The 18,226-nt window shown below is 73.0% G+C and carries 15 protein-coding genes; 6 read left to right on the forward strand and 9 right to left on the reverse strand.

Annotated elements, in window-relative coordinates; all coding sequences use genetic code 11:
• The first annotated feature begins 352 nt into the window (after positions 1 to 352).
• Genes Sfr03f_RS30735 through Sfr03f_RS29365 form a run of 3 tightly spaced genes read left to right on the forward strand, consistent with a single transcriptional unit; the run spans position 353 to position 3,014 of the window.
• Complete coding sequence (locus Sfr03f_RS30735) at positions 353 to 1,192, forward strand: CPBP family intramembrane glutamic endopeptidase (RefSeq protein WP_170145185.1); 840 nt, start codon at positions 353 to 355, stop codon at positions 1,190 to 1,192.
• The gene (locus tag Sfr03f_RS30740; RefSeq protein ID WP_170145186.1) at positions 1,189 to 2,358 is read left to right on the forward strand and encodes a sensor histidine kinase; all 1,170 of its coding nucleotides are present in this window, start codon (positions 1,189 to 1,191) and stop codon (positions 2,356 to 2,358) included. The genes Sfr03f_RS30735 and Sfr03f_RS30740 overlap by 4 nt, the downstream gene beginning before the upstream one ends.
• Positions 2,355 to 3,014: a response regulator gene (locus Sfr03f_RS29365; protein ID WP_108957261.1), complete on the forward strand. Its 660-nt coding sequence runs from the start codon at positions 2,355 to 2,357 to the stop codon at positions 3,012 to 3,014. The genes Sfr03f_RS30740 and Sfr03f_RS29365 overlap by 4 nt, the downstream gene beginning before the upstream one ends.
• Before the next feature lie 236 nt (positions 3,015 to 3,250).
• Here the strand turns inward: Sfr03f_RS29365 and pntB are convergent, their stop codons facing one another.
• From pntB to Sfr03f_RS29380, 3 genes are all read right to left on the reverse strand, one after another.
• Entirely contained in the window at positions 3,251 to 4,732 is a 1,482-nt protein-coding gene (pntB, locus tag Sfr03f_RS29370; RefSeq protein WP_245967834.1) for a Re/Si-specific NAD(P)(+) transhydrogenase subunit beta, read from the reverse strand.
• A 6-nt stretch (positions 4,733 to 4,738) separates the two neighbouring features.
• A complete protein-coding gene (locus tag Sfr03f_RS29375; protein ID WP_108957262.1) occupies positions 4,739 to 6,295 on the reverse strand; it encodes a Re/Si-specific NAD(P)(+) transhydrogenase subunit alpha in 1,557 nt (518 codons plus the stop codon).
• 322 nt (positions 6,296 to 6,617) lie between these two features.
• Positions 6,618 to 7,424 carry an endonuclease/exonuclease/phosphatase family protein gene (locus tag Sfr03f_RS29380; RefSeq protein ID WP_108957289.1) on the reverse strand — a complete coding sequence of 269 codons (807 nt, stop codon included), beginning with the start codon at positions 7,422 to 7,424 and terminating at the stop codon, positions 6,618 to 6,620.
• A 337-nt stretch (positions 7,425 to 7,761) separates the two neighbouring features.
• Between Sfr03f_RS29380 and Sfr03f_RS29385 the strand changes: the two genes are divergently transcribed.
• The 3 genes from Sfr03f_RS29385 (at position 7,762) to Sfr03f_RS29395 (ending at position 10,800) form a co-directional block, all read left to right on the forward strand.
• A complete protein-coding gene (locus Sfr03f_RS29385) occupies positions 7,762 to 8,814 on the forward strand; it encodes an ABC transporter permease (protein WP_108957290.1) in 1,053 nt (350 codons plus the stop codon).
• 132 nt (positions 8,815 to 8,946) lie between these two features.
• Entirely contained in the window at positions 8,947 to 10,044 is a 1,098-nt protein-coding gene (locus Sfr03f_RS29390) for a GDSL-type esterase/lipase family protein (RefSeq protein WP_108957263.1), read from the forward strand.
• A gap of 267 nt (positions 10,045 to 10,311) precedes the next feature.
• On the forward strand, positions 10,312 to 10,800 hold the full coding sequence (locus tag Sfr03f_RS29395) for a nucleotide triphosphate diphosphatase NUDT15 (protein ID WP_159105758.1): 489 nt from the start codon (positions 10,312 to 10,314) through the stop codon (positions 10,798 to 10,800).
• Positions 10,801 to 10,956: 156 nt separating this feature from the next.
• Here Sfr03f_RS29395 and Sfr03f_RS29400 read toward each other — a convergent pair whose 3' ends face one another.
• The 6 genes from Sfr03f_RS29400 to Sfr03f_RS29425 form a co-directional block, all read right to left on the reverse strand.
• Entirely contained in the window at positions 10,957 to 12,864 is a 1,908-nt protein-coding gene (locus Sfr03f_RS29400; RefSeq protein WP_108957265.1) for a TerD family protein, read from the reverse strand.
• Positions 12,865 to 13,101: 237 nt separating this feature from the next.
• A complete protein-coding gene (locus tag Sfr03f_RS29405) occupies positions 13,102 to 14,085 on the reverse strand; it encodes an ABC transporter substrate-binding protein (protein ID WP_108957266.1) in 984 nt (327 codons plus the stop codon).
• Positions 14,086 to 14,127: 42 nt separating this feature from the next.
• Positions 14,128 to 14,901, reverse strand: coding sequence for an ABC transporter ATP-binding protein (locus Sfr03f_RS29410; protein ID WP_108957267.1), 774 nt, complete (start codon positions 14,899 to 14,901; stop codon positions 14,128 to 14,130).
• Position 14,902: 1 nt separating this feature from the next.
• Positions 14,903 to 15,907, reverse strand: coding sequence for a FecCD family ABC transporter permease (locus Sfr03f_RS29415; RefSeq protein WP_372514400.1), 1,005 nt, complete (start codon positions 15,905 to 15,907; stop codon positions 14,903 to 14,905).
• 190 nt (positions 15,908 to 16,097) lie between these two features.
• Positions 16,098 to 17,372 carry an MFS transporter gene (locus tag Sfr03f_RS29420; RefSeq protein ID WP_108957269.1) on the reverse strand — a complete coding sequence of 425 codons (1,275 nt, stop codon included), beginning with the start codon at positions 17,370 to 17,372 and terminating at the stop codon, positions 16,098 to 16,100.
• Positions 17,369 to 18,214, reverse strand: coding sequence for a Rossmann-like domain-containing protein (locus tag Sfr03f_RS29425; protein ID WP_108957270.1), 846 nt, complete (start codon positions 18,212 to 18,214; stop codon positions 17,369 to 17,371). Before Sfr03f_RS29425 ends, Sfr03f_RS29420 begins: the two co-directional genes overlap by 4 nt.
• Positions 18,215 to 18,226 lie beyond the last annotated feature (12 nt).

Consider the following 18,226-nt stretch of genomic DNA (forward strand, 5'->3'; position numbering starts at 1 on the left):
CGGGGAAGGCGACGCCACGCGGGCGGGTCCGACGGTTCCGCCCCGAAGGGAGCACCGCCGCCGGCCGCGCCCGGCGTCACCGCGCGCCCGGCTCCCGCGGGCGCCCCGACCACTGGGCTCCCGCAGGCGCCCGAGCCGCCCGGCTGCCGCAGGCGCGCGCCCGCCGCCGGCTCCCGCGGGTGTCCAGGCCGCGGCCTGTCCCCCGTGCGAGCTACGCGGAGGTGTCCACCGCCGGGTGACGACGGGGGTACCGCCGGCTTCGTAGCGTCGGGGGCATGCCGCGGCGCCCCTGCCGCGGACCGCCGAGGCCACGGTCGCCGGAGCGCGGGCGTGACCGGAGAAGGAAGACGACATGAGACTGGTTCGGCAGCTGGTGGCCGTCGCGGTGGTCACCGCGATCGGCGGGCGGACGGTCGCCGCGGTGCAGGAGGGCAGCCCGTGGCTCACCCTCGTTCTCGGCGTCACGACGTCCGTGCTCGCGCTGCTCGTGTACCGATGGGTGGTGCGGCGGACCGAGCACCGGGCCGTGACGGAGGTGGGGAGGAAGGGAGCGGCAGCCGGGCTCGGCCTGGGAACGCTGCTCGGGCTCGGGCTGTTCGGGGCGGTCATCGCGAACATCGCCTTCCTCGGCTACTACGAGGTCACCGGCCGGGGTTCGTTGTCGGGGGCCGCGGGCCTTCTCGGCCTCATGGCGGCGGCCGCGGTGACGGAGGAACTCCTCTTCCGCGGCGTGCTGTTCCGGGTGCTGGAGGAGCGCATGGGCACCTGGACGGCGATGGCGCTGTCCGGTGTGCTGTTCGGCGCGTTCCACCTGGCCAACCCGGACGCGGACCTGTACGGCGCCCTCGCCATCGCGGTGGAGGCCGGCGGCATGCTGACCGCCGCGTACGTCGCCACCCGCAGGCTGTGGGTGCCGATCGGCGTGCACTTCGGCTGGAACTTCGCGGCCTCGGGCCTCTTCAGCACCGAGGTCTCCGGCAACGGTTCCACGCACGGTCTGCTGGAGTCCGTGACGTCGGGTCCGGCGTTCGTCACCGGTGGCGCGTTCGGTCCGGAGGGGAGCCCGTACGCGCTGCTGTTCTGTGCGCTGACGGCGGTCGTGTTCCTCCTGGTGGCCCGCCGCCGTGGCCGCCTGGTGCCCCGCCGCGGGCGCACGGAGCGGGTGGCGGCCGTCGCTACACTCTCCCGGTGACGAATCGTCGGCGGATCCCGGAACTGTGGCGGAGGTCGAGCGTCACGGTCCGGGATCTGCCGCTCGCGCTGCTGGTCTTCGGAGCGTCGTTCGTTCCGGCCCTGTACAACCTGGGGACGCAGCTCGGCGGCATGCCGCCCCGTGCCTTCGACGTCTGGGCCGTGGTGGCGGCGGCCCTCCAGGGCCTCTCGCTCACCGTGCGCCGAAGGGCCCCGGCCGTGTGCCTGGCCCTGGTGTCGCTGGGCTTCGCCCTCGACCAGCTCCGCGGCTACCACCTGGTCGCCGGTACGGCGCTGCCGATCGCCCTGCTGAGCGCGGGGTCTCACCTGGAACGGCACCGGCGCTCCACCGCGCTGACCCTCTCCACCGCGTACGTGCTGCTCTCGCTCACCCTCCACCGGCTCGGCGGTGACGAGGCGGCGGAGGGATACGTGCTGTTCTACCTCACGCTGGTCCTCGCCTGCGGCGCCGGCGTGTGGCTGCGCTCGACACGGGCCGCGGAGGCCGAGCGCCGCCGCCGCGTCGCCGAGGACACGCTCGCCGCCGAACGCGCCCGCATCGCGCGCGAGTTGCACGACGTCGTGACCCACCACGTGACGGCGATGGTGGTGCAGTGCGAGGCGGCACGGTATCTGACCGCCGCGCCCGAGCGCCTCGACGAGACCCTCGCCGCCGTCAGTGACACCGGCCGGCGGGCCATCACCGACCTGCGGCACCTGCTCGACCTGCTCGACCCCGGCCACGACGCCGGCGGCGGTGCCCCGGGGGACAGGACACCGACCGTCGGCGAGCTCCGCACACTGGTGGAGCAGACGCGTGAGGCGGGGCAGCCGGTGGAGTTCACCGAGGAGGGCGCATCGGCCACCTCGACCGGCAGCGCCGGCCTGGTGGCCTACCGCGTGGTGCAGGAGGCCCTGACGAACGCCCTCAAGTACGCGCACGGCAGCCGCACCCGCGTCCGGGTGCGCTACGCGGCGAGGGAGATCACCGTGGAGGTCAGCACGGAGGGGACCGGCTCGCCCACCGCGTCACCCGGTGGGAGCGGGCGCGGTTTGGACGGTCTGCGCCGGCGGGTCGACGTGCTGGGCGGCGACTTCAGCGCGGGCCCGCGAACGGACGGCGGTTTCACCGTGCTGGCGCGCATACCCGCCGGGAGCCCGTCGTGACCGCGCCGATCCGGGTCCTGATCTGCGACGACCAGGTGCTGGTCCGCACCGGCCTGGTGACGATCGTCGACGCCCAGCCCGACCTGGAGGTGGCCGGGGAGTGCGGGGACGGGCGGGCCGCGGTCGAGCTGGCCGGCCGGCTCCGGCCGGACGTGGTGGTGATGGACATCCGCATGCCGCTGCTCGACGGCATCGAGGCCACCCGTCTGCTCGCCGGCGACCAGGTGCAGCATCCCGTCAAGGTGCTCGTGGTGACCACGTTCAACCTGGACGAGTACGTGTACGAGGCCCTGCGCGCGGGGGCGAGCGGGTTCCTCCTGAAGGACGCACCGCCCGCCCAGCTGCTGCACGGCATACGGACCGTGGCCTCGGGCGCGGCACTGCTGGACCCCGAGGTGACCCGCCAACTCGTGGGCAGGTACGCGGCCCGGATCCGGCCGGCCGGAGGCACCCCGCCGAAGACGCCGCTGACCCCCCGCGAACTGGAGGTGCTGCGCCTGGTCGCGAACGGCCTGTCCAACAGTGAGATCGCCGAGGCCCTGGTGATCAGCCCCGAGACCGTCAAGACCTTCGTGTCGCGCATCCTGACCAAGCTCCAGCTGCGCGACCGCGTCCAGGCGGTGGTCCACGCCTACCGCACCGGGTTGGTGACCTGACGCCCCTGTCCGGCGGCGGGCCACCGGCCCCGCGGGGCCGGTGGCTCCAGAGCCCCTCCGGGTCCTCCGCCGCTGTCACCCGCGGAGGACCCGCGTGGCCGGTGCGCGCGCCTGGCGCACGGGCCCGCGTGGCCGGTGCGCGCGCCCAGGCCCTGTCCGGCGGATCATGCACCTGGGTCGCGGGGAGGTGACAAGGGCACCCGGCAGCAAGAACGGCAAGATCCGCCGGACAGGCCCTATCGCACCACCGCCAGCCCCCCGTCGGTTCCCGCCGCGCGGCCGCCGGCGGCCCGGTCGGGGCCGTCGGGGCCGAGCGCGCGCAGGATCTCCTCCACGCTCTGCTTGGCGTCGCCGAAGAGCATGCCGCTGTTCTCGCGGAAGAAGAGCGGGTTCTGCACGCCCGCGTAGCCGGAGGCCATGGACCGCTTGAAGACGACCACCTGCTCCGCCTCCCAGACCCGCAGCACCGGCATGCCGGCGATGGGGCTTGACGGGTCCTCCTCCGCCGCCGGGTTGACGGTGTCGTTGGCGCCGATGACCAGCACCACCGAGGTGGCGGCGAAGTCGTCGTTGATCTCGTCCATCTCGAGGACGATGTCGTAGGGCACCTTGGCCTCCGCCAGCAGCACGTTCATGTGCCCGGGCAGGCGTCCGGCGACGGGGTGGACGCCGAAGCGGACCTCGACGCCGCGCTCCCGCAGGCGCCGGGTCAGCTCGGCGACCGGGTGCTGCGCCTGGGCGACGGCCATGCCGTAGCCGGGGGTGATCACCACCGAGCGGGCCTGGGCCAGCGTCTCGGCCACCTCGGCGGCGCGCACCTCGCGGTGCTCGCCCTGTTCCTCGGAACCGCCGGCCGGCGCCTCGATGCCGAAGCCGCCGGCGATCACCGAGAGGAAGGACCGGTTCATGGCCTTGCACATGATGAAGGACAGGTAGGCGCCGGAGGAGCCGACCAGCGCGCCGGTGACGATGAGCAGGTTGTTGTCGAGCAGGAAGCCGGCCGCCGCCGCGGCCCAGCCCGAGTAGCTGTTCAGCATGGAGACGACGACGGGCATGTCGCCGCCGCCGATCGAGGCGACGAGGTGCCAGCCGAGGGCCAGCGCCAGCACGGTGACGACGATCATCAGCGGCAGGCTCGGGGAGATGACGAACCAGACCGTCAGCACCACGAAGGCGCCCAGCGCGCCGAGGTTCAGCGCGTTCTTGCCCGGAAGCATCAGCGGGCGGGACTTGATCCGCGCCGAGAGCTTCAGGTAGGCGACGATCGAGCCGGTGAAGGTGACCGCGCCGATGAAGATGCCGATGAACACCTCGGCGTGATGGATGCCCAGCAGACCGGCGTCCGTCAGGGCCCGGCGGGCCTCGTCGTTCGACTCGGCCTCGAGGTAGCTGTTCCAGCCGACGAACACGGCGGCCAGGCCGACGAAGCTGTGCAGCACCGCGATCAGTTCGGGCATCTGCGTCATCTCGACGCGCCGCGCCTGCCACAGGCCGAGTACCGCGCCGAGTGCCATGGCCAGCGCGATCAGCCCGACCGTGCCCGCCGTGCCGGCTCTCGCCGCCACCACGACCGTGGCGGCGAGTGCGAGCGCCATGCCCGCGATGCCGTACGCGACGCCGGCCCGGGACGTGCGGTGCTGGGAGAGGCCGGCGAGGCTGAGGATGAACAACAGGGCGGCGACCAGGTCCGCCGCGTGGGATGCCGTCAGGGAAGTCATCTCGGCTCAGCCTTTCGAGAACATGGACAGCATGCGGCGGGTGACGGCGAATCCACCGAAGACATTGATGCTCGTCAGCAGGATCGCCGTGAAGGACAGGACGGTGACGATCCGGCTCTCGTGGCCGAGCTGGAGCAGGGCGCCGACCACGATGATTCCGGAGATGGCGTTGGTCACCGACATCAGCGGTGTGTGCAGCGCGTGGTGCACCTTGCCGATGACGTAGTACCCGATCACCACGGCGAGCGTGAACACCGTGAAGTTCTGCGCCAGCTGGGCGGGGGCGAAGGCCACCAGCAGGAACATCGCCAGCAGCCCCAGGCCGATCAGGCCGAAGCGGACGGCGGGTGTCGTCCGCGGCTTCTTCGGCGCCGCCTCGGCGGGGGCGCTCTCGGGCTGTGCGGCGGGCGCGGCCGACACCGCGACGGGCGGGGGCGGCCAGGTGACGTCGCCGTCGCGGACCACGGTGACGGCCCGCTGCACGACGTCGTCGAAGTCGATCGCCAGCCGGCCGTCCTTGCCGGGCGTGAGCAGCTTGACCAGGTTGAGCAGGTTGGTGCCGAACAGCTGCGAGGCCTGCGCCGGGAGCCGGGAGGCGAGGTCGGTGTAGCCGATGAGGGTGACGCCGTTCCCGGTGACCACCGTGCGTCCCGGCACGGTGCCCTCGACGTTGCCGCCCTGGGCGGCCGCCATGTCGACGACGACGCTGCCCGGTTTCATGACGGCGACGTCCTCGGCCGTCAGCAGGCGCGGCGCTGGACGCCCCGGGATCAGCGCGGTGGTGATCACGATGTCGACGTCGGCGGCCTGCTGGTGGTAGAGCTCGGCGGCGGCGCGGTCGTAGTCGGCCGAGGTGGCCTTGGCGTAGCCGTCGGTGCTCGCCTCCTGCTCCACGTGCACCGGAAGGTACTCGCCGCCCAGGGACTTCACCTGGTCGGCGACCTCCGGGCGCGGGTCGGTGGCCCGCACGATCGCGCCGAGGCTGGAGGCCGCCCCGATGGCCGCGAGTCCGGCCACGCCCGCACCGGCGACCAGCACCTTCGCCGGCGGCACCTTGCCCGCCGCGGTGACCTGGCCGGTGAAGAAGCGTCCGAAGGTGTGCGCGGCCTCCACGACCGCGCGGTATCCCGCGATGTTCGCCATGGAGGAGAGCACGTCCATCGACTGGGCGCGGGAGATGCGCGGCACCGCGTCGAGGGCGAGGGCCGTCACCCCGGCGTCGGACAGCGTCCGCAGCAGTTCGGGCTTCTGCGCCGGGGCGAGCAGGCCCACCAGGGTGGCGCCCGCTCTCAGCCGGGCGATCTCCGCCTCCGAGGGGGCGTTGACCTTGAGGACGACGTCGGCGTCCCAGGCCTCGCCCGTCCCGGCGCCCGCTTCGGCGTACGCCTGGTCGGTGAAGCCGGACAGCTCACCGGCCCCGGGTTCGACCACGACCTCGTAGCCGAGCTTCAGCAGTTGCCGCACCGTCGCGGGGGTCGCCGCGACGCGGGTCTCGCCGGGGGCGGACTCGGCCACCACGCCGATGCGCTGCGGAGGGTTGTGCGTGGGTTCTTGGGCAGACATGACCGGTATCTCTCGTCAGAGGATCGTCGGAGGAGGGTGCGAGGGGTATCTGCGTTCGAGGGAAGTCGTACAACGTCCTTCCCATTGATCGCTGGAAACTACCGGCCGAGCGGGTGCACGCCAACGCGGACGCACGGTGATGTGCTTCACCTGGCGGCGGAAGGGCGGCGTGGGGTACGGCGGGCCGCGCCGCGGCAGCTGCCGCCCGGGGCCGGTCGACGCCGGGCGGTGGTAAGGCGGCCCCAACTCATCTATCGCTGAGGCGACTTGGCGCTTCGGCCGGTGGCCCTGGTTGCCGCATCCGTCCGCTCGGACGGGTCGCTCAGTGGGACAGGTCGAGGTCCGCGTACAGCAGGTCGTGGTCCGAGTGGGCAGTGGGCTGCACCCGCTGGCCGAGCGCGGTGACGCCCCGCAGGAAGACGTAGTCGAACCTGGCGAGCCAGTCCGTCGTCGTCGGACAGCCGGCGAGCGACGACGGCCGGCAGCGGGAGTCCGCGTCGGCGGCCACGGACCACACGGGGGCCAGTTCGGGGGCGGCGGGACGGGCGTTGAAGTCGCCGAGCACGACGGCGCGGTCGTATCTGGCGATCTCGGCGGCGAGGACGTCGGCCTGTCGCGCGCGGACGCTCTTCTGGCGCCGTTGGGCGAGGTGGGTGGTGAGGACCCGGACGGACCGGCCGTCCACCGTCGTGGTGACCGCCAGGTACCCGCGGTCCTCCGATCCGCCCTCCGGGTACTCCACGGCCACCCGGTCCGTCATCGGCGCCGCCGACAGGACGGCCTGGCCGAAGCCGCCCGGGTTCCACGGCGTTCCCCCGCACCGCCCGCGGTGGTGCAGGACCGGCCCGTAGGCGGCGTGGTAGACCAGACCGTAGTAACGCCGCAGGTAGTCGCGGATCCTCTCGACGTCGCTCACGCACGCCTCCTGCAGCCCCACGACCTGCGGGGCGTACAGGGCGATCTCCCGCGCCCGGTCGACGTCCGGTGCGCCGCAGGGGTTGCAGAGGTTCCACGTCATGACCCGGTGGGGCACCACGGCACGGGCGGCGTCGGCGGGCAGCGGCCGGGCGAAGAGATCGCCTCCGGGCGCGGACGGGCCGAGCAGCAGCAGGACGGCCAGGGTCAGCATGCCCCGGAGCAGCCACCGGTGTCTCCCGGCCACGTCGGCCCCCTCCACGTCGGTCCCTCCGGCCCCCTGTGCCGTCCCCGGGGCCGGGCCGGGCGCCGAGGACCGGCTGCCGGCCGCCGTCGACGGCCGGAACGCGTGCGCGGTGCCGGCCCTCCCGTCCCGCGCCGGCGACCGGCTGTTCCGGGCAGGCGCTTCCGGCGCAACCTTACGCGCGGCCCCGGTCCGGTACGGCCCACGGAGCGCCGTCCGCACTCCGGGCGGGTGGGGCACCCTCCCGGGAGCGACGCCTTCGATGCCGTTTCGCCCCTTTTGTGGAAGGGTCCTGGTCATGGCCGACATGTCCCATGGTGCCCACGCCCAGCCCTCGCGCCGTCGCCAGCGGTGGACCGAGTTCCGGCAGTCGCCGCTGTGGCCGGCCACCGTGCTGGCGTTCATCCTGGCGGCCTCGGCCGGCCTCTTCGCCGGTTCGTACACCTACTCGATGGCCGACCCGACGCCTCGCTCGATCCCCACCGCCGTCGTCGGCTCGTACGAACAGGCCCGCGGGCAGGCCTTCCTGGGCGGCCTGGAGGAGGCGCTGAACGCGTCCGTGAAGCTGCACGCGTACGACAGCGTCACCGAGGCCCGCCAGGCCATGGACGACCAGAAGGTCTTCGCGATCTTCGACGTCCGCGACGGCGGGGGGACCGCGATCCTGGACCTCTCCGGCGCCTCCGGCGCGTCCGTCGCCGAGGTGCTGGCCGGCACGGCGCCGGCCGTGGGGGCGCGGACCGGCGTCAAGGTCACCGTCCGGGACCTCAATCCGCTCCAGGAGGGCGACCCGCGCGGCCTGGCGATCTTCTACATCTCGCTGGCCGCCGTGATCATCGGCTTCCTCGGGGCGATCCAGCTGAGCGTGCACGCACGGGCCCTCACACCCCTCGAACGCATCCTGTTCACCCTCGCCTACGCGCTGCTCGGCGGTTTCGCCATCGCGGCGACCGTGGACTGGCTGCTCGGCGCGCTCGACCTGCCGTTCGTGGAGTCGTGGTTCATCCTCACGCTCACCCTGTTCACCGGCGGCATGGTGTTCACCATGTTCAACACCCTGGTCGGACGCTGGGCGATCCTGCCGACGTGGGGGCTGATGGTCCTGCTGGGCAACCCCTCCTCCGGCGGGGCGGTGTCCTGGCCGCTGCTGCCCTCCCCGCTGGGCACGATCGGCAAGTGGCTGCCGCCCGGCGCGTCGGTCAACGCGCAGCACACGGCGGTGTACTTCCAGGGACACCAGCACGCGTTCCCGTTCCTCGTGCTGGGCGGATGGGCCCTCTTGTCGTGCGCGGTCTTCTGGATCTGGCGGCACAGGCACCCCGGAGGCCGCGAGCGCCGTCCGGCACAGACCGAGGAGTGACGGCGCCGCCCCGCCCACCCGCGACCTCCTCGTCCCCACGCCCCCACGCCCCCACACGACACCCTTGACGCGCATACGACAACGATGGCTACATGGGATGGGAGCGCTCCCAGTCCGACGGAAGGACCTCCCATGCGCACCCCTGGCTTACGCCTGCCGCTCCTCCCGCTCCTCGGCCTCCTGGCCTCCCTGCTCCTGTCCCTCGCAGGACTCGCCCCGCACGCCGCGGCCGCGCCGGCGGCGAAGGCGGCGGACCCGGTGCGCGTCATGCCGTTGGGCGACTCCATCACGGGCTCCCCGGGCTGCTGGCGAGCGGTGCTCTGGAACCAGCTGCGGACGGCCGGCTACACCGACGTCGATTTCGTCGGCACGCTCGGCCCCCAGGGCTGCGGCCAGGAGTACGACGGCGACAACGAGGGGCACGGCGGCGAACTGGTGACCAACGTGGCCGACCAGAACCTGCTGCCGGCGCGCCTGAGGGCCACCCTGCCCGATGTCGTCGTCATGCACTTCGGCACGAACGACGTGTGGAGCAACATCTCCCCGGACCGCATCCTCGCCGCGTACACCAAGCTCGTGGAGCAGATGCGGGCCGGCAATCCGGACATGCGGATCCTCGTCGCGCAGATCATCCCCATGAACCCCGGCACGTGCGCCGCGTGCGCCCAGCGCGTCGTCGACCTCAACGCGCGGATCCCGGGCTGGGCCCGGTCGACGAGCACCGAGCGCTCCCCGGTCACCGTCGTCGACCAGTGGACGGGCTTCAGCACGGCTGCCGACACCTACGACGGAGTGCACCCCAACGCGTCGGGTGACCGGAAGATCGCCGCCCGCTGGTACCCGGCCCTGACCGCCGTCCTCGACGCGGGAGTGCCGGGAGACCCGGGCGACCCGGGCAGCGGTGGCTCCGGTTGCACCGCGACCTTCCGGGCCGTCTCCACCTGGCAGGGCGGGTACCAGGGCGAGGTGACGGTGACCAACACGTCCTCCTCCCCCGTCTCCGGCTGGACCGTCACCCTCGCCCCGTCCGGCGGGGCGCGGATCACCCAGGTCTGGAACGGCGGCCTCGGCACGGCGGCGGACGGCACCGCCTCGGTCTCCAACGCGGCGTGGAACGGCACCCTGGCCGCGGGAGCGAGCGCCGCCTTCGGCTTCGTCGCCACCGCCCCCGCCACCGCGGGGGCCCCTGCGGTGACCGTCGGCTGCACGGCACGCGCCGCCGGTTCCTGAGCCGGGCCCATGCCTCGGACGTCGGCGGGGGCAGGACGGGTCGCCCCCGCCGGGGTCACGACGTTGCCCGGGCATGACGGCGCGGCGAAGCCCGGGCCGGGGTAGGGCCGTCACCCCGGCCCACGGTGCCGTCGGTGGCCGTCGGTGACCATCGGGTGCGACCGGCACGGGCTACCGCGTGCGGCTGGTCCGTGGCATCGTGGCGACGGCGACGATCAGCGAGCGCGACGCCGCCGCCTCGGCGTTGCGCGATCCGGAGGTCCACTGGTGACTCCTCCCCCAATACCGGCCCGCCCGCCCGTGGTGGGCGTCGGCGCGGTGCTGCTGCGGCCGGACGGCCGGCTCCTCATCGGGCGCCGGACGAAGCGGGGCGAACCCGTCTCGTGGTGCCTGCCCGGCGGCCACCTGGAACCGGGTGAGAGCTGTGAGGCGGCCGCCGTGCGGGAGATCGTCGAGGAGAGCGGCATCCAGGAGGTACGGGACGCGCGGGTCTTCGCGTTCGCCCTGGAGACCACCGCGGACCGCACCCACCTGACCGCCGGTGTGGTGGTGCGCACCGTGTCGGACGCCCCGGTGGCGTCCGTCACCGAACCGGACGTCTTCGAACGGTGGACCTGGACCACGCCGGCCGAACTGCCGGCCCCGCTGTTCCCCGCGAGCGCGGCGCTCACCGCGGCGTGGCTGGGCCGCCCGGCACCCGCCGGCTGGACGTTGTACCCGGCCGCCGCGGCGGCCGCCGGCCCGGGACGTGGCTGACGCCCCGTCTGCTCAGAGTCGGCACGATTGGGCGCGCCGCCATGCCTCGGCACGAATGGGCGCGCCGCCACGACACGACGACGAGCCCGGCGGTCCCGTGAACCGTCCTGCCCTTGGTTGAGCGGATCGTTCCGGGAGCAGCCGACGCCCCTTCCGTCATTCGGCGACGTCGACGCCGTACTGCCGGGCGAGATCCGCGAGAGTGTGGTCGTAGCCCTGTCCGACTGCCCGCAGTCGCCAGCCGTCGCCCCGGCGATAGAGCTCGGCGAGGATCATGGTGCGCTCGGTGGTCGCGGCGTCAAGGGTGGCCCGGGCGGTGGGTGCCTCGCCGACCCCGCAGGTGGCGAGCATCTCCACCGCTCCGACGTCGGAGAACGTCGCGTCGCCGTCGATCGCCGCCGCGACCACCACCCTGCTCACTTCCAGGGGCAGCCGCCCCAGGTCGACGTCGACGGCCTGCTCGGTCGGACCTCCGACGGCGAGCCGGACCGTGCCGTCGGGGTGTTCGGGCGCACCGTAGAAGACGAAGTCCTCGTCTCCCGCGACCTGCTCCCGCGCGTCCACCACGAAGGCGACGATGTCGACCTCGCACGTGCTGAGCTGCTCCCAGGTAGCCGCCACCGTCCACTCCCCGGTGCCGGGCAGGTCGATGACTGCGCCTCGCACCAGGACCTCCGCCGTGTCGCGCGGGTCTGCGGCCGCCGGGCCCTGCGGCAGGGGCCGTCGTGCCGAGGCGGGAACCTGAGCAGGTGCAGCAAGCCACTTCGCGTCGTGGACGGGCAGAGCGAGCGAGTTGACGCGGCTCATCCGGCGGTCCGACTCCCCACCGGGGAGCACCACGATGTCGGTGACCGACGCCGAGAGGTTGACCGCCGCGGAGGCGCCGAGTTCGACGGCCCGGGCGCGCGCCGCCCCGGCCTCCTCGTGCGTGCCGCCCAGAACCAGCACACGGCGCCCGGTGAGCGGGAGGTCCTCCTCGGCCGGAGCGGACCGTGCGACGGATGTGGTGATGCGTTGAGCGGGCAGCTGGGGGGTGGGCGTGTCGGTCACGGACGCCCCGTTCGCCGGCGTCGACGGCAGGGGTGTCGGGTGCGAGGTCGGTGTCGCTGCGGCACGGGGCCGGTCAGGGACGTCGGCTCGGGCGGCGCCCTTGGCCTGGCCGATTCGCACGCCGTCGAGCAGGCGCAGGTACGTCCGCTCGTCCACCAGGGGCACGCCTTCGGCGATCGCCCGACGCAGTTTGGCGGTCCTTTCGGAAGGATCGTTGGTGACCAGCAAGCTGGTCTGTCCACTGACCGTGGTCATCATGTTGAGGCCCGCCGCGACCGAGCGGGCGATCAGCTCCTCGCGAGCCGTTTGGGTCTCCCCGGTGACGGCGACCTTCATCCCCTGTACCAGGGACCCGCCTTCTTGGAACCGGCCGGGGTTCCGGTACGCACATGGAGTCTTCGGCACGTAGGGCTTGAAGTCCTGGCGCGGTGGGCAGGCCAGGAGCGGAAGGCTCAGACCCAGGCGTTCGGCGGCGTTCAGTGAGCCACGCAGAATGCCCGTGAGGACGCGGACGTCGTCCTGCGCGTCATGGGCTCGCTCCTGACGCACGCCGTAGTGCGCGGCGAGCGTCTCCAGCTTGAGGTTCGGAGTCGCCGGCGCGACCAGCCGGTTGAGAGCCAGGGTGCACAAACGTCTGCTCACAGGCACCCACGAGCGGACGCGGGCGAATTCATGGGCCAGGAAGTCGTAGTCGAACTGCGCGTTGTGGGCGACCAGGACGCGGCTGCTCAGCAGCGCGCCGACCTGGGGGGCGATCTCCTCGAAGGTGGGTGCGCCCCTCAGGCGCGCGCGGGTGAGTCCGTGGACGTGCACCGGACCCGGGTCGCAGCCGGGGTCGAGGAGGGTGGAGAACTCGCCCGTCCGCCGGCCGTTCCCGTCCAGCGTGACGACCGCAAGGGACAGGACCCGGTCCCGGCCGGGCCTCAGTCCGGAGGTCTCCACGTCCACCAGCGCCCAGTCGTGGAAGTACTCGGGCAGCGTGGGCCACTCCGGGCTCACTGACAGCAGGGCCATCTCGGGCTCCCCTCCCGGTGTGCAAGTGGCACGCAGCCGTCTCGCGCTCATGGTCGACCAGGGGGATCTTCCCACGGCCGGATCGCTCCCGCCGTGCATCTCGCTCGAGGCACATAGCGACATGGGCCATCGCTGATGACTCCCCGCGGCTGCATCACCGGTGTCGTCCGGGACGGAACCGATCGCCGAGGCCGGCCGGGGCGGCGGCTCTCCGCGCGGCCCCGGCCGTCTGCCCGCTCAGCTCTCGAGATCCCGCAGGTAGTGCGCGAACTTCTCCAGGCCGTCGATGTTGCGCGGCCCGCTGATCCCCTCGTTGTAGTCCAGGACGAAGAAGCGGTCGTTCCTGACCGCGGGGAGGTCCTTGGTGTGCGGGGACTTCTTCAGGAAGGCGATCTTCTCCTGGGCGGGCTGGTCGCCGTAGTCGAGGATGATGATCACCTCGGGTCGGCCCTCGGCGACGGCCTCCCAGCCGACCTGCGTCCATCGCTGGTCCAGGCCGTCGAAGATGTTGCGGGCGCCCGCGCTCTTGATGATGTCGTTGGGCGGCACCTGGTTGCCCGCGGTGAAGGGCTGGTCCGTGCCGGAGTCGTAGAGGAAGACCGGCAGCGGGTCGTCCTTCGGCGCGGCCTCCTCGACGGCGGCGACCCGCTGCCTGAGTCCGGCGACGACCTCGGCCGCCTTCTTCTCCACGCGGAAGATCCGACCGAGCCGATCCAGGTCGGTGTAGAGGGCCTCGAACGGGGTGGCCTTCTCCGGAAAGCCCGGGTAGTTGTAGCAGCTCTCGGTGTGCATGAAGCTCTGGATGCCGAGCTTGTCGAGGATCTCGGGGGTGATGCCCCGCTCGTCCTTGAACCCGGAGTTCCAGCCGGCGACCACGAAGTCTGACCTGGCCTCCACGACGAGTTCCTTGTTGAGGAGGTCGTCGCTGAGCATCTCGACCCGGGCGTAGTCGGCCGCCCACGGCGACTCGCTCACCGGCGGGTTGGCCGACGGCATCACGTACCCGAGGACACGGTCCGTCAGACCGAGGCTGAAGAGCTTGTCGGCGCTGCCGCCCTCGTAGGCGACGGCGCGCCGGGGAACCGTGTACTCGACCGGTTCCCCGCAGCGCTTCACGGTGACCTTCCCGGACGCCTTGGCCTCGGACTCGACCTCGGCGCCACAGCCGGTGACCAGCACGGTCGTGGCGAGGGCGGCGACGAGGGGGACTCTGGTGCGCATGATGGTGGACTGCCTTTCGGGCGAAGGTGTTCGCAACGGTGTTCATCGGGAGGGGTCGAGCGAGTACAGCAACTGCGGGTCGCCCGTGAGGGGGTGGGGCACGACGGTGGCCCGGACCCCGAAGACGTCGGCGACCAGATCGGTGGTGAGGACCTGCTCCGGCGTCCCCGCGGTCACCAGGCGCCCCTGGGAGAGCACGCCGATCCGGTCGCAGGCCGCGGCGGCGAGGTTGAGGTCGTGCAGGACCACCAGGACGGCCGGCCCCGCGCCGCGCAGCAGCCGGAGCAGTTCGATCTGGTGGCGGACGTCGAGGTGGTTGGTCGGCTCGTCGAGTACCAGGACCTTCGGTTCCTGCACCAACGCCCGTGCCAGCAGCACTCTTTGGCGTTCCCCGCCGGAGAGGGTGAGGATGCCGCGCCGGGCGAGGTGGTGGATGCCGAGCCGCTCCATCGTCTCGCGGCACAGGTCGCGTTCCGCGCGCCCGAGGGCCTGGTTGCCGCGCAGGTGGGGGGCGCGCCCGAGGGCGACGACCTCCTCCACCGTGAAGTCGAGGTCGACCGAGCCGTCCTGGGTCATCGCCGCGACGAGCCGGGCGCTGCGGCGGGGGGTCAGCCGGGTGAGGTCGTCGTCGTTCACGCGGACCGTGCCGCGGGTGGGCCGCAGGGCGCGGTAGACGCAGCGCAGGGCGGTGGACTTGCCGCTGCCGTTGGGGCCGACCAGGCCGACGACCTGTCCCTCCGCTACCTCGAGGGACAGCTCGTGCACCAGGCTCCGGCCGTCGGTGACCACGGTGAGCCGGTCGAGTCGGAGGTCCATCTCAGCGGCCCCCGAACATGTAGGCCCTGCGGCGCAGCAGGGTGATGAAGACGGGGACGCCCACGAGCGCGGTGATCGCGCCGAGCGGAAGTTCCCGGGGGGCGACCAGGGTCCGGGAGGCGAGGTCCGCCCACACCATGAAGACGGCTCCGACGAGCGGTGCCACGGCCAGGACCCGGGCGTGGGTGGCGCCGACGAGCATGCGCACCAGGTGCGGCATGACCAGTCCGACGAAGGCGATGGCGCCGCTCACGGCGACCATCACCCCGGTCAGCAGGGAGACGAGGACCAGCAGGGCCTTGCGTCGCCGGTCCGGGTCGACGCCGAGGCTGGCGGCGGTCTCGTCCCCGAGGGACAGCAGGTCCAGGGCCCGTCCCTGCCGGTGCAGGAGCACCAGGCCGGCCAGGACGACCGCCGTGACCACCGGCAGGGCGCCCCAGGACGCGGCGCCGAAGCCACCCATCGTCCAGTACAGGACCATGCCGGTCGCATCGGTGTCCGACGCATAGTAGATGATCACGCTCATCACGGCCTGGAATCCCAGCGACAGGGCGACGCCGGTGAGCACCAGACGCAGCGGCGAGAGCGCGCCCCTGGTGGCGGAGGCCGCGTACACCAGGACCGAGGCGGCGAGCGCACCGGCGAAGGCGCCGGCGGACACCGCGTGGACGCCCAGCGCCGCCAGTCCTCCGGTGACGGTGACGCCGACGGCGCCGACCGAGGCACCCGAGGAGACGCCGAGGACGAACGGGTCGGCGAGCGCGTTGCGCACCAGCGCCTGGATCGCCACGCCGACGGCACTCAGTCCGGCGCCGACCAGTGCCGCCAGCAGGACGCGCGGGGTCCGGATCTCCCAGACGATCTGGTACGCGGTGGCCTCCGCCGCGTCGACGGAGCCGCCGGTGAGGGCGGCCCACAGGTAGCGGGTCGTCGCGTCCGGGGTGATGACGGCGGGTCCCAGCCCGATGGCCACGACGACCGAGAGCAGCAGCACGGCGGCCGACACGGTGCACAGCAGGGAGAGTCCCGGACGGGCGGGAGGCTTCGGGGCCCCGCCGGCCGGCGCGCGGGGGGCGGCCCCGTCGGCCTGCCCGGGCGGTCCGGCGGGGGCCTCGGGCGCCGGGACACGGGGTGGCGAGGGGTGCGGAGACATGGCTGGGGCCTTTCTCGGGTCACGTGGCGGTGCGGTGCGGCGGTCACGCCGGGCCGGGTGGTGCGTGCTTCGCCCGGTCGTCCGTTCGGGGCACCAGGACGGCGGCTCCGAGGGCGACGACGACCAGAGCGCCGAAGGCCACCGCCATGCCGGGGTATCCGGCGAGGCCGAGGCCGGCTCCGCCGAGCGCCGCGCCCGCGAAGACGCCGAGGCTCTGCCCGGCCGCGTTGAGGCTGAGCGCCGACCCACGCAGCGGCCCGCACCTGCGGACCAGGAGGCTCACGGCGCACGCCGCGACGAGGGCGTGGGCGGCGGCGTGCAGGGCGGTCATCAGCAGCGCCAGCGGCAGCCAGTGGGTGAAGTAGAAGCCGACCACGGACACCAGGGCGGCCACCAGCCCGGCCACCAGCAGCCGCTCCGTGCCGAACCTGGGGTGCTCGACGTTGGTGATCCTCCCGGTGAGGAGGTTGCTGACGAAGAACGAGGCGCCGCTGAGCGTCCACACGAGGGAGAACAGGCCGGGGTCGAGCCCGAAGCGGTCGTCGTAGTAGGCGGCCAGGTAGGACAGGTACCCCATGAAGACCGCGGTGCGCAGCACGGAGACGCACAGCAGCGGCATCACACCACGGCGCTGGGCCAGTGCCGTGAACGAGGCCAGGTAGCGAAGTCGTTGGCCTTCCCCGGCCGGCGGCACCGGCTTGTCGCGGCCCTGCCGTCGGAAGACGAACGCCAGCAGGGCGCAGAGCGCGGTGACGGCGAGGAGGTCGCCCTCCCACCCCCACAGGAGCGCGGGCACCGCGATGACGGGGGCGGCGAGCATGGCGGTCATCGACTGGGTGGCGGTGACCAGGGTCGCCGCCCGCCCGGCCGCCCGGTCGTTGCTGAAGCGGTCGGCGGCCGCCGCGGTGAGGGCCGGGTTCAGGACCGAGGTGCCGGCGCCGACCAGCAGACAGAACGCGGCGAGCAGGAGGAAGTCGCCGCTCGCGCCGAGGGCGGAGGACAGGCCCAGCACGGCGAGGCCGCCTGCCGCCGCCCATTCCTTGCGCACCCGGTCGATGAAGGGGGCGAGGGCCGTGCCGACCACGAGGGCCGCGACGCCGCCCAGCCCGCGCAGACCGCCCATGGCCGCCACACCGGTGCCCGCCTCGTCGGCGATCGGCACCAGGTAGGTGCTGAAGACCGTGAAGGGCAGCAGACCGACCATGGAGGCCAGCAGGACCGGCCACAGGGTCCGGACCATCCGCAGATCGCCCGGCAGCGCTTCCTCCCCGCCCGACGCGCCGTCACGCAGGGTGGAGTTCCTGGCATCCGTGCTCATGCCCGTCCCCCGCCGGTGCCCGCTTCCCCGGCGGCGCGGTAGCGGTACATGGGAGTCGGATCGGCGCTGAACTGCGAGAAGGGGAACGGTTCGGCATTGAGGGCGGTGACGCCCGTGCCGAGGAAGGCGCGGGCCACGGCGCTCGCGGACTGCGCGTACACGACCAGCGGGACGCCCTTGCCCCGGCAGTGCTGGAGGATGAGGTCGAAGGTGCCGTTGCTCAGGGTCATCCCGGTGGCGACGACGGCGTCGGCCTCCTCGAGGACCTCGGTCATGTCGTCCGTGACGGGATCGCCCCACTGGGTGGTGCGCAGGTTCAGGTCGCAGGGCAGGCAGACGCCGCCCCGGTCGCGGATGGCGGCGACCAGCGGGTTGACGACGCCGATGAGGGCCACCTTGGTGCCGGGCGCGATGTCCAGGAGCTCCGCGATCGCCGCGTCGCGGGCGCGGGCCCTGACCTCGGGGGTGCCGAGGGGCAGCGTCACCTGCTCGGCCTCGCCGGCCTCCCGGTGCGGTCGTACGCGGGAGAGGTAGGCGTCGAGTGCGGCGACCCGGACGGGGGTCGACTCGTGGCGCAGGAGGGTGTCCAGGCCGTGGCCGGAGGCGCTCTCGCAGAACTCGGGCCCGAGTTCACCGGCCTCGAAGGAACAGGCTCCGAAGGAGTCCCCGACCCGGAGCACCAGGTAGTGGTTGTGGTAGGTGACCTCGCCGCCGGCCAGACGGGTGGTGTGGTAGAGCCAGAACGCGCTGGTGACGGTCAGGTCGCGCGGGTGGGGGCCGTGGGCCCCTGTCAGGACGGCGTCGGTCAGGCTCGCGACGGTCTGCGGCTGGGGATCGTGCATCTCTGTCTCCTT

The organism is Streptomyces fragilis, from assembly GCF_003112515.1.
GTDB classification, from domain to species: Bacteria; Actinomycetota; Actinomycetes; order Streptomycetales; family Streptomycetaceae; genus Streptomyces; species Streptomyces fragilis.

Coding starts and splice junctions, on each gene's coding strand:
- Sfr03f_RS30735 (WP_170145185.1), top strand. CDS start 353: ATGAGACTGGTTCGGCAGCTGGTGGCCGTCGCGGTGGTCACCGCGATC.
- pntB (WP_245967834.1), bottom strand. CDS start 4,732: ATGACTTCCCTGACGGCATCCCACGCGGCGGACCTGGTCGCCGCCCTG.
- Sfr03f_RS29375 (WP_108957262.1), bottom strand. CDS start 6,295: ATGTCTGCCCAAGAACCCACGCACAACCCTCCGCAGCGCATCGGCGTG.
- Sfr03f_RS29380 (WP_108957289.1), bottom strand. CDS start 7,424: ATGCTGACCCTGGCCGTCCTGCTGCTGCTCGGCCCGTCCGCGCCCGGA.
- Sfr03f_RS29385 (WP_108957290.1), top strand. CDS start 7,762: ATGTCCCATGGTGCCCACGCCCAGCCCTCGCGCCGTCGCCAGCGGTGG.
- Sfr03f_RS29390 (WP_108957263.1), top strand. CDS start 8,947: ATGCGCACCCCTGGCTTACGCCTGCCGCTCCTCCCGCTCCTCGGCCTC.
- Sfr03f_RS29400 (WP_108957265.1), bottom strand. CDS start 12,864: ATGGCCCTGCTGTCAGTGAGCCCGGAGTGGCCCACGCTGCCCGAGTAC.
- Sfr03f_RS29405 (WP_108957266.1), bottom strand. CDS start 14,085: ATGCGCACCAGAGTCCCCCTCGTCGCCGCCCTCGCCACGACCGTGCTG.
- Sfr03f_RS29410 (WP_108957267.1), bottom strand. CDS start 14,901: ATGGACCTCCGACTCGACCGGCTCACCGTGGTCACCGACGGCCGGAGC.
- Sfr03f_RS29420 (WP_108957269.1), bottom strand. CDS start 17,372: ATGAGCACGGATGCCAGGAACTCCACCCTGCGTGACGGCGCGTCGGGC.
- Sfr03f_RS29425 (WP_108957270.1), bottom strand. CDS start 18,214: ATGCACGATCCCCAGCCGCAGACCGTCGCGAGCCTGACCGACGCCGTC.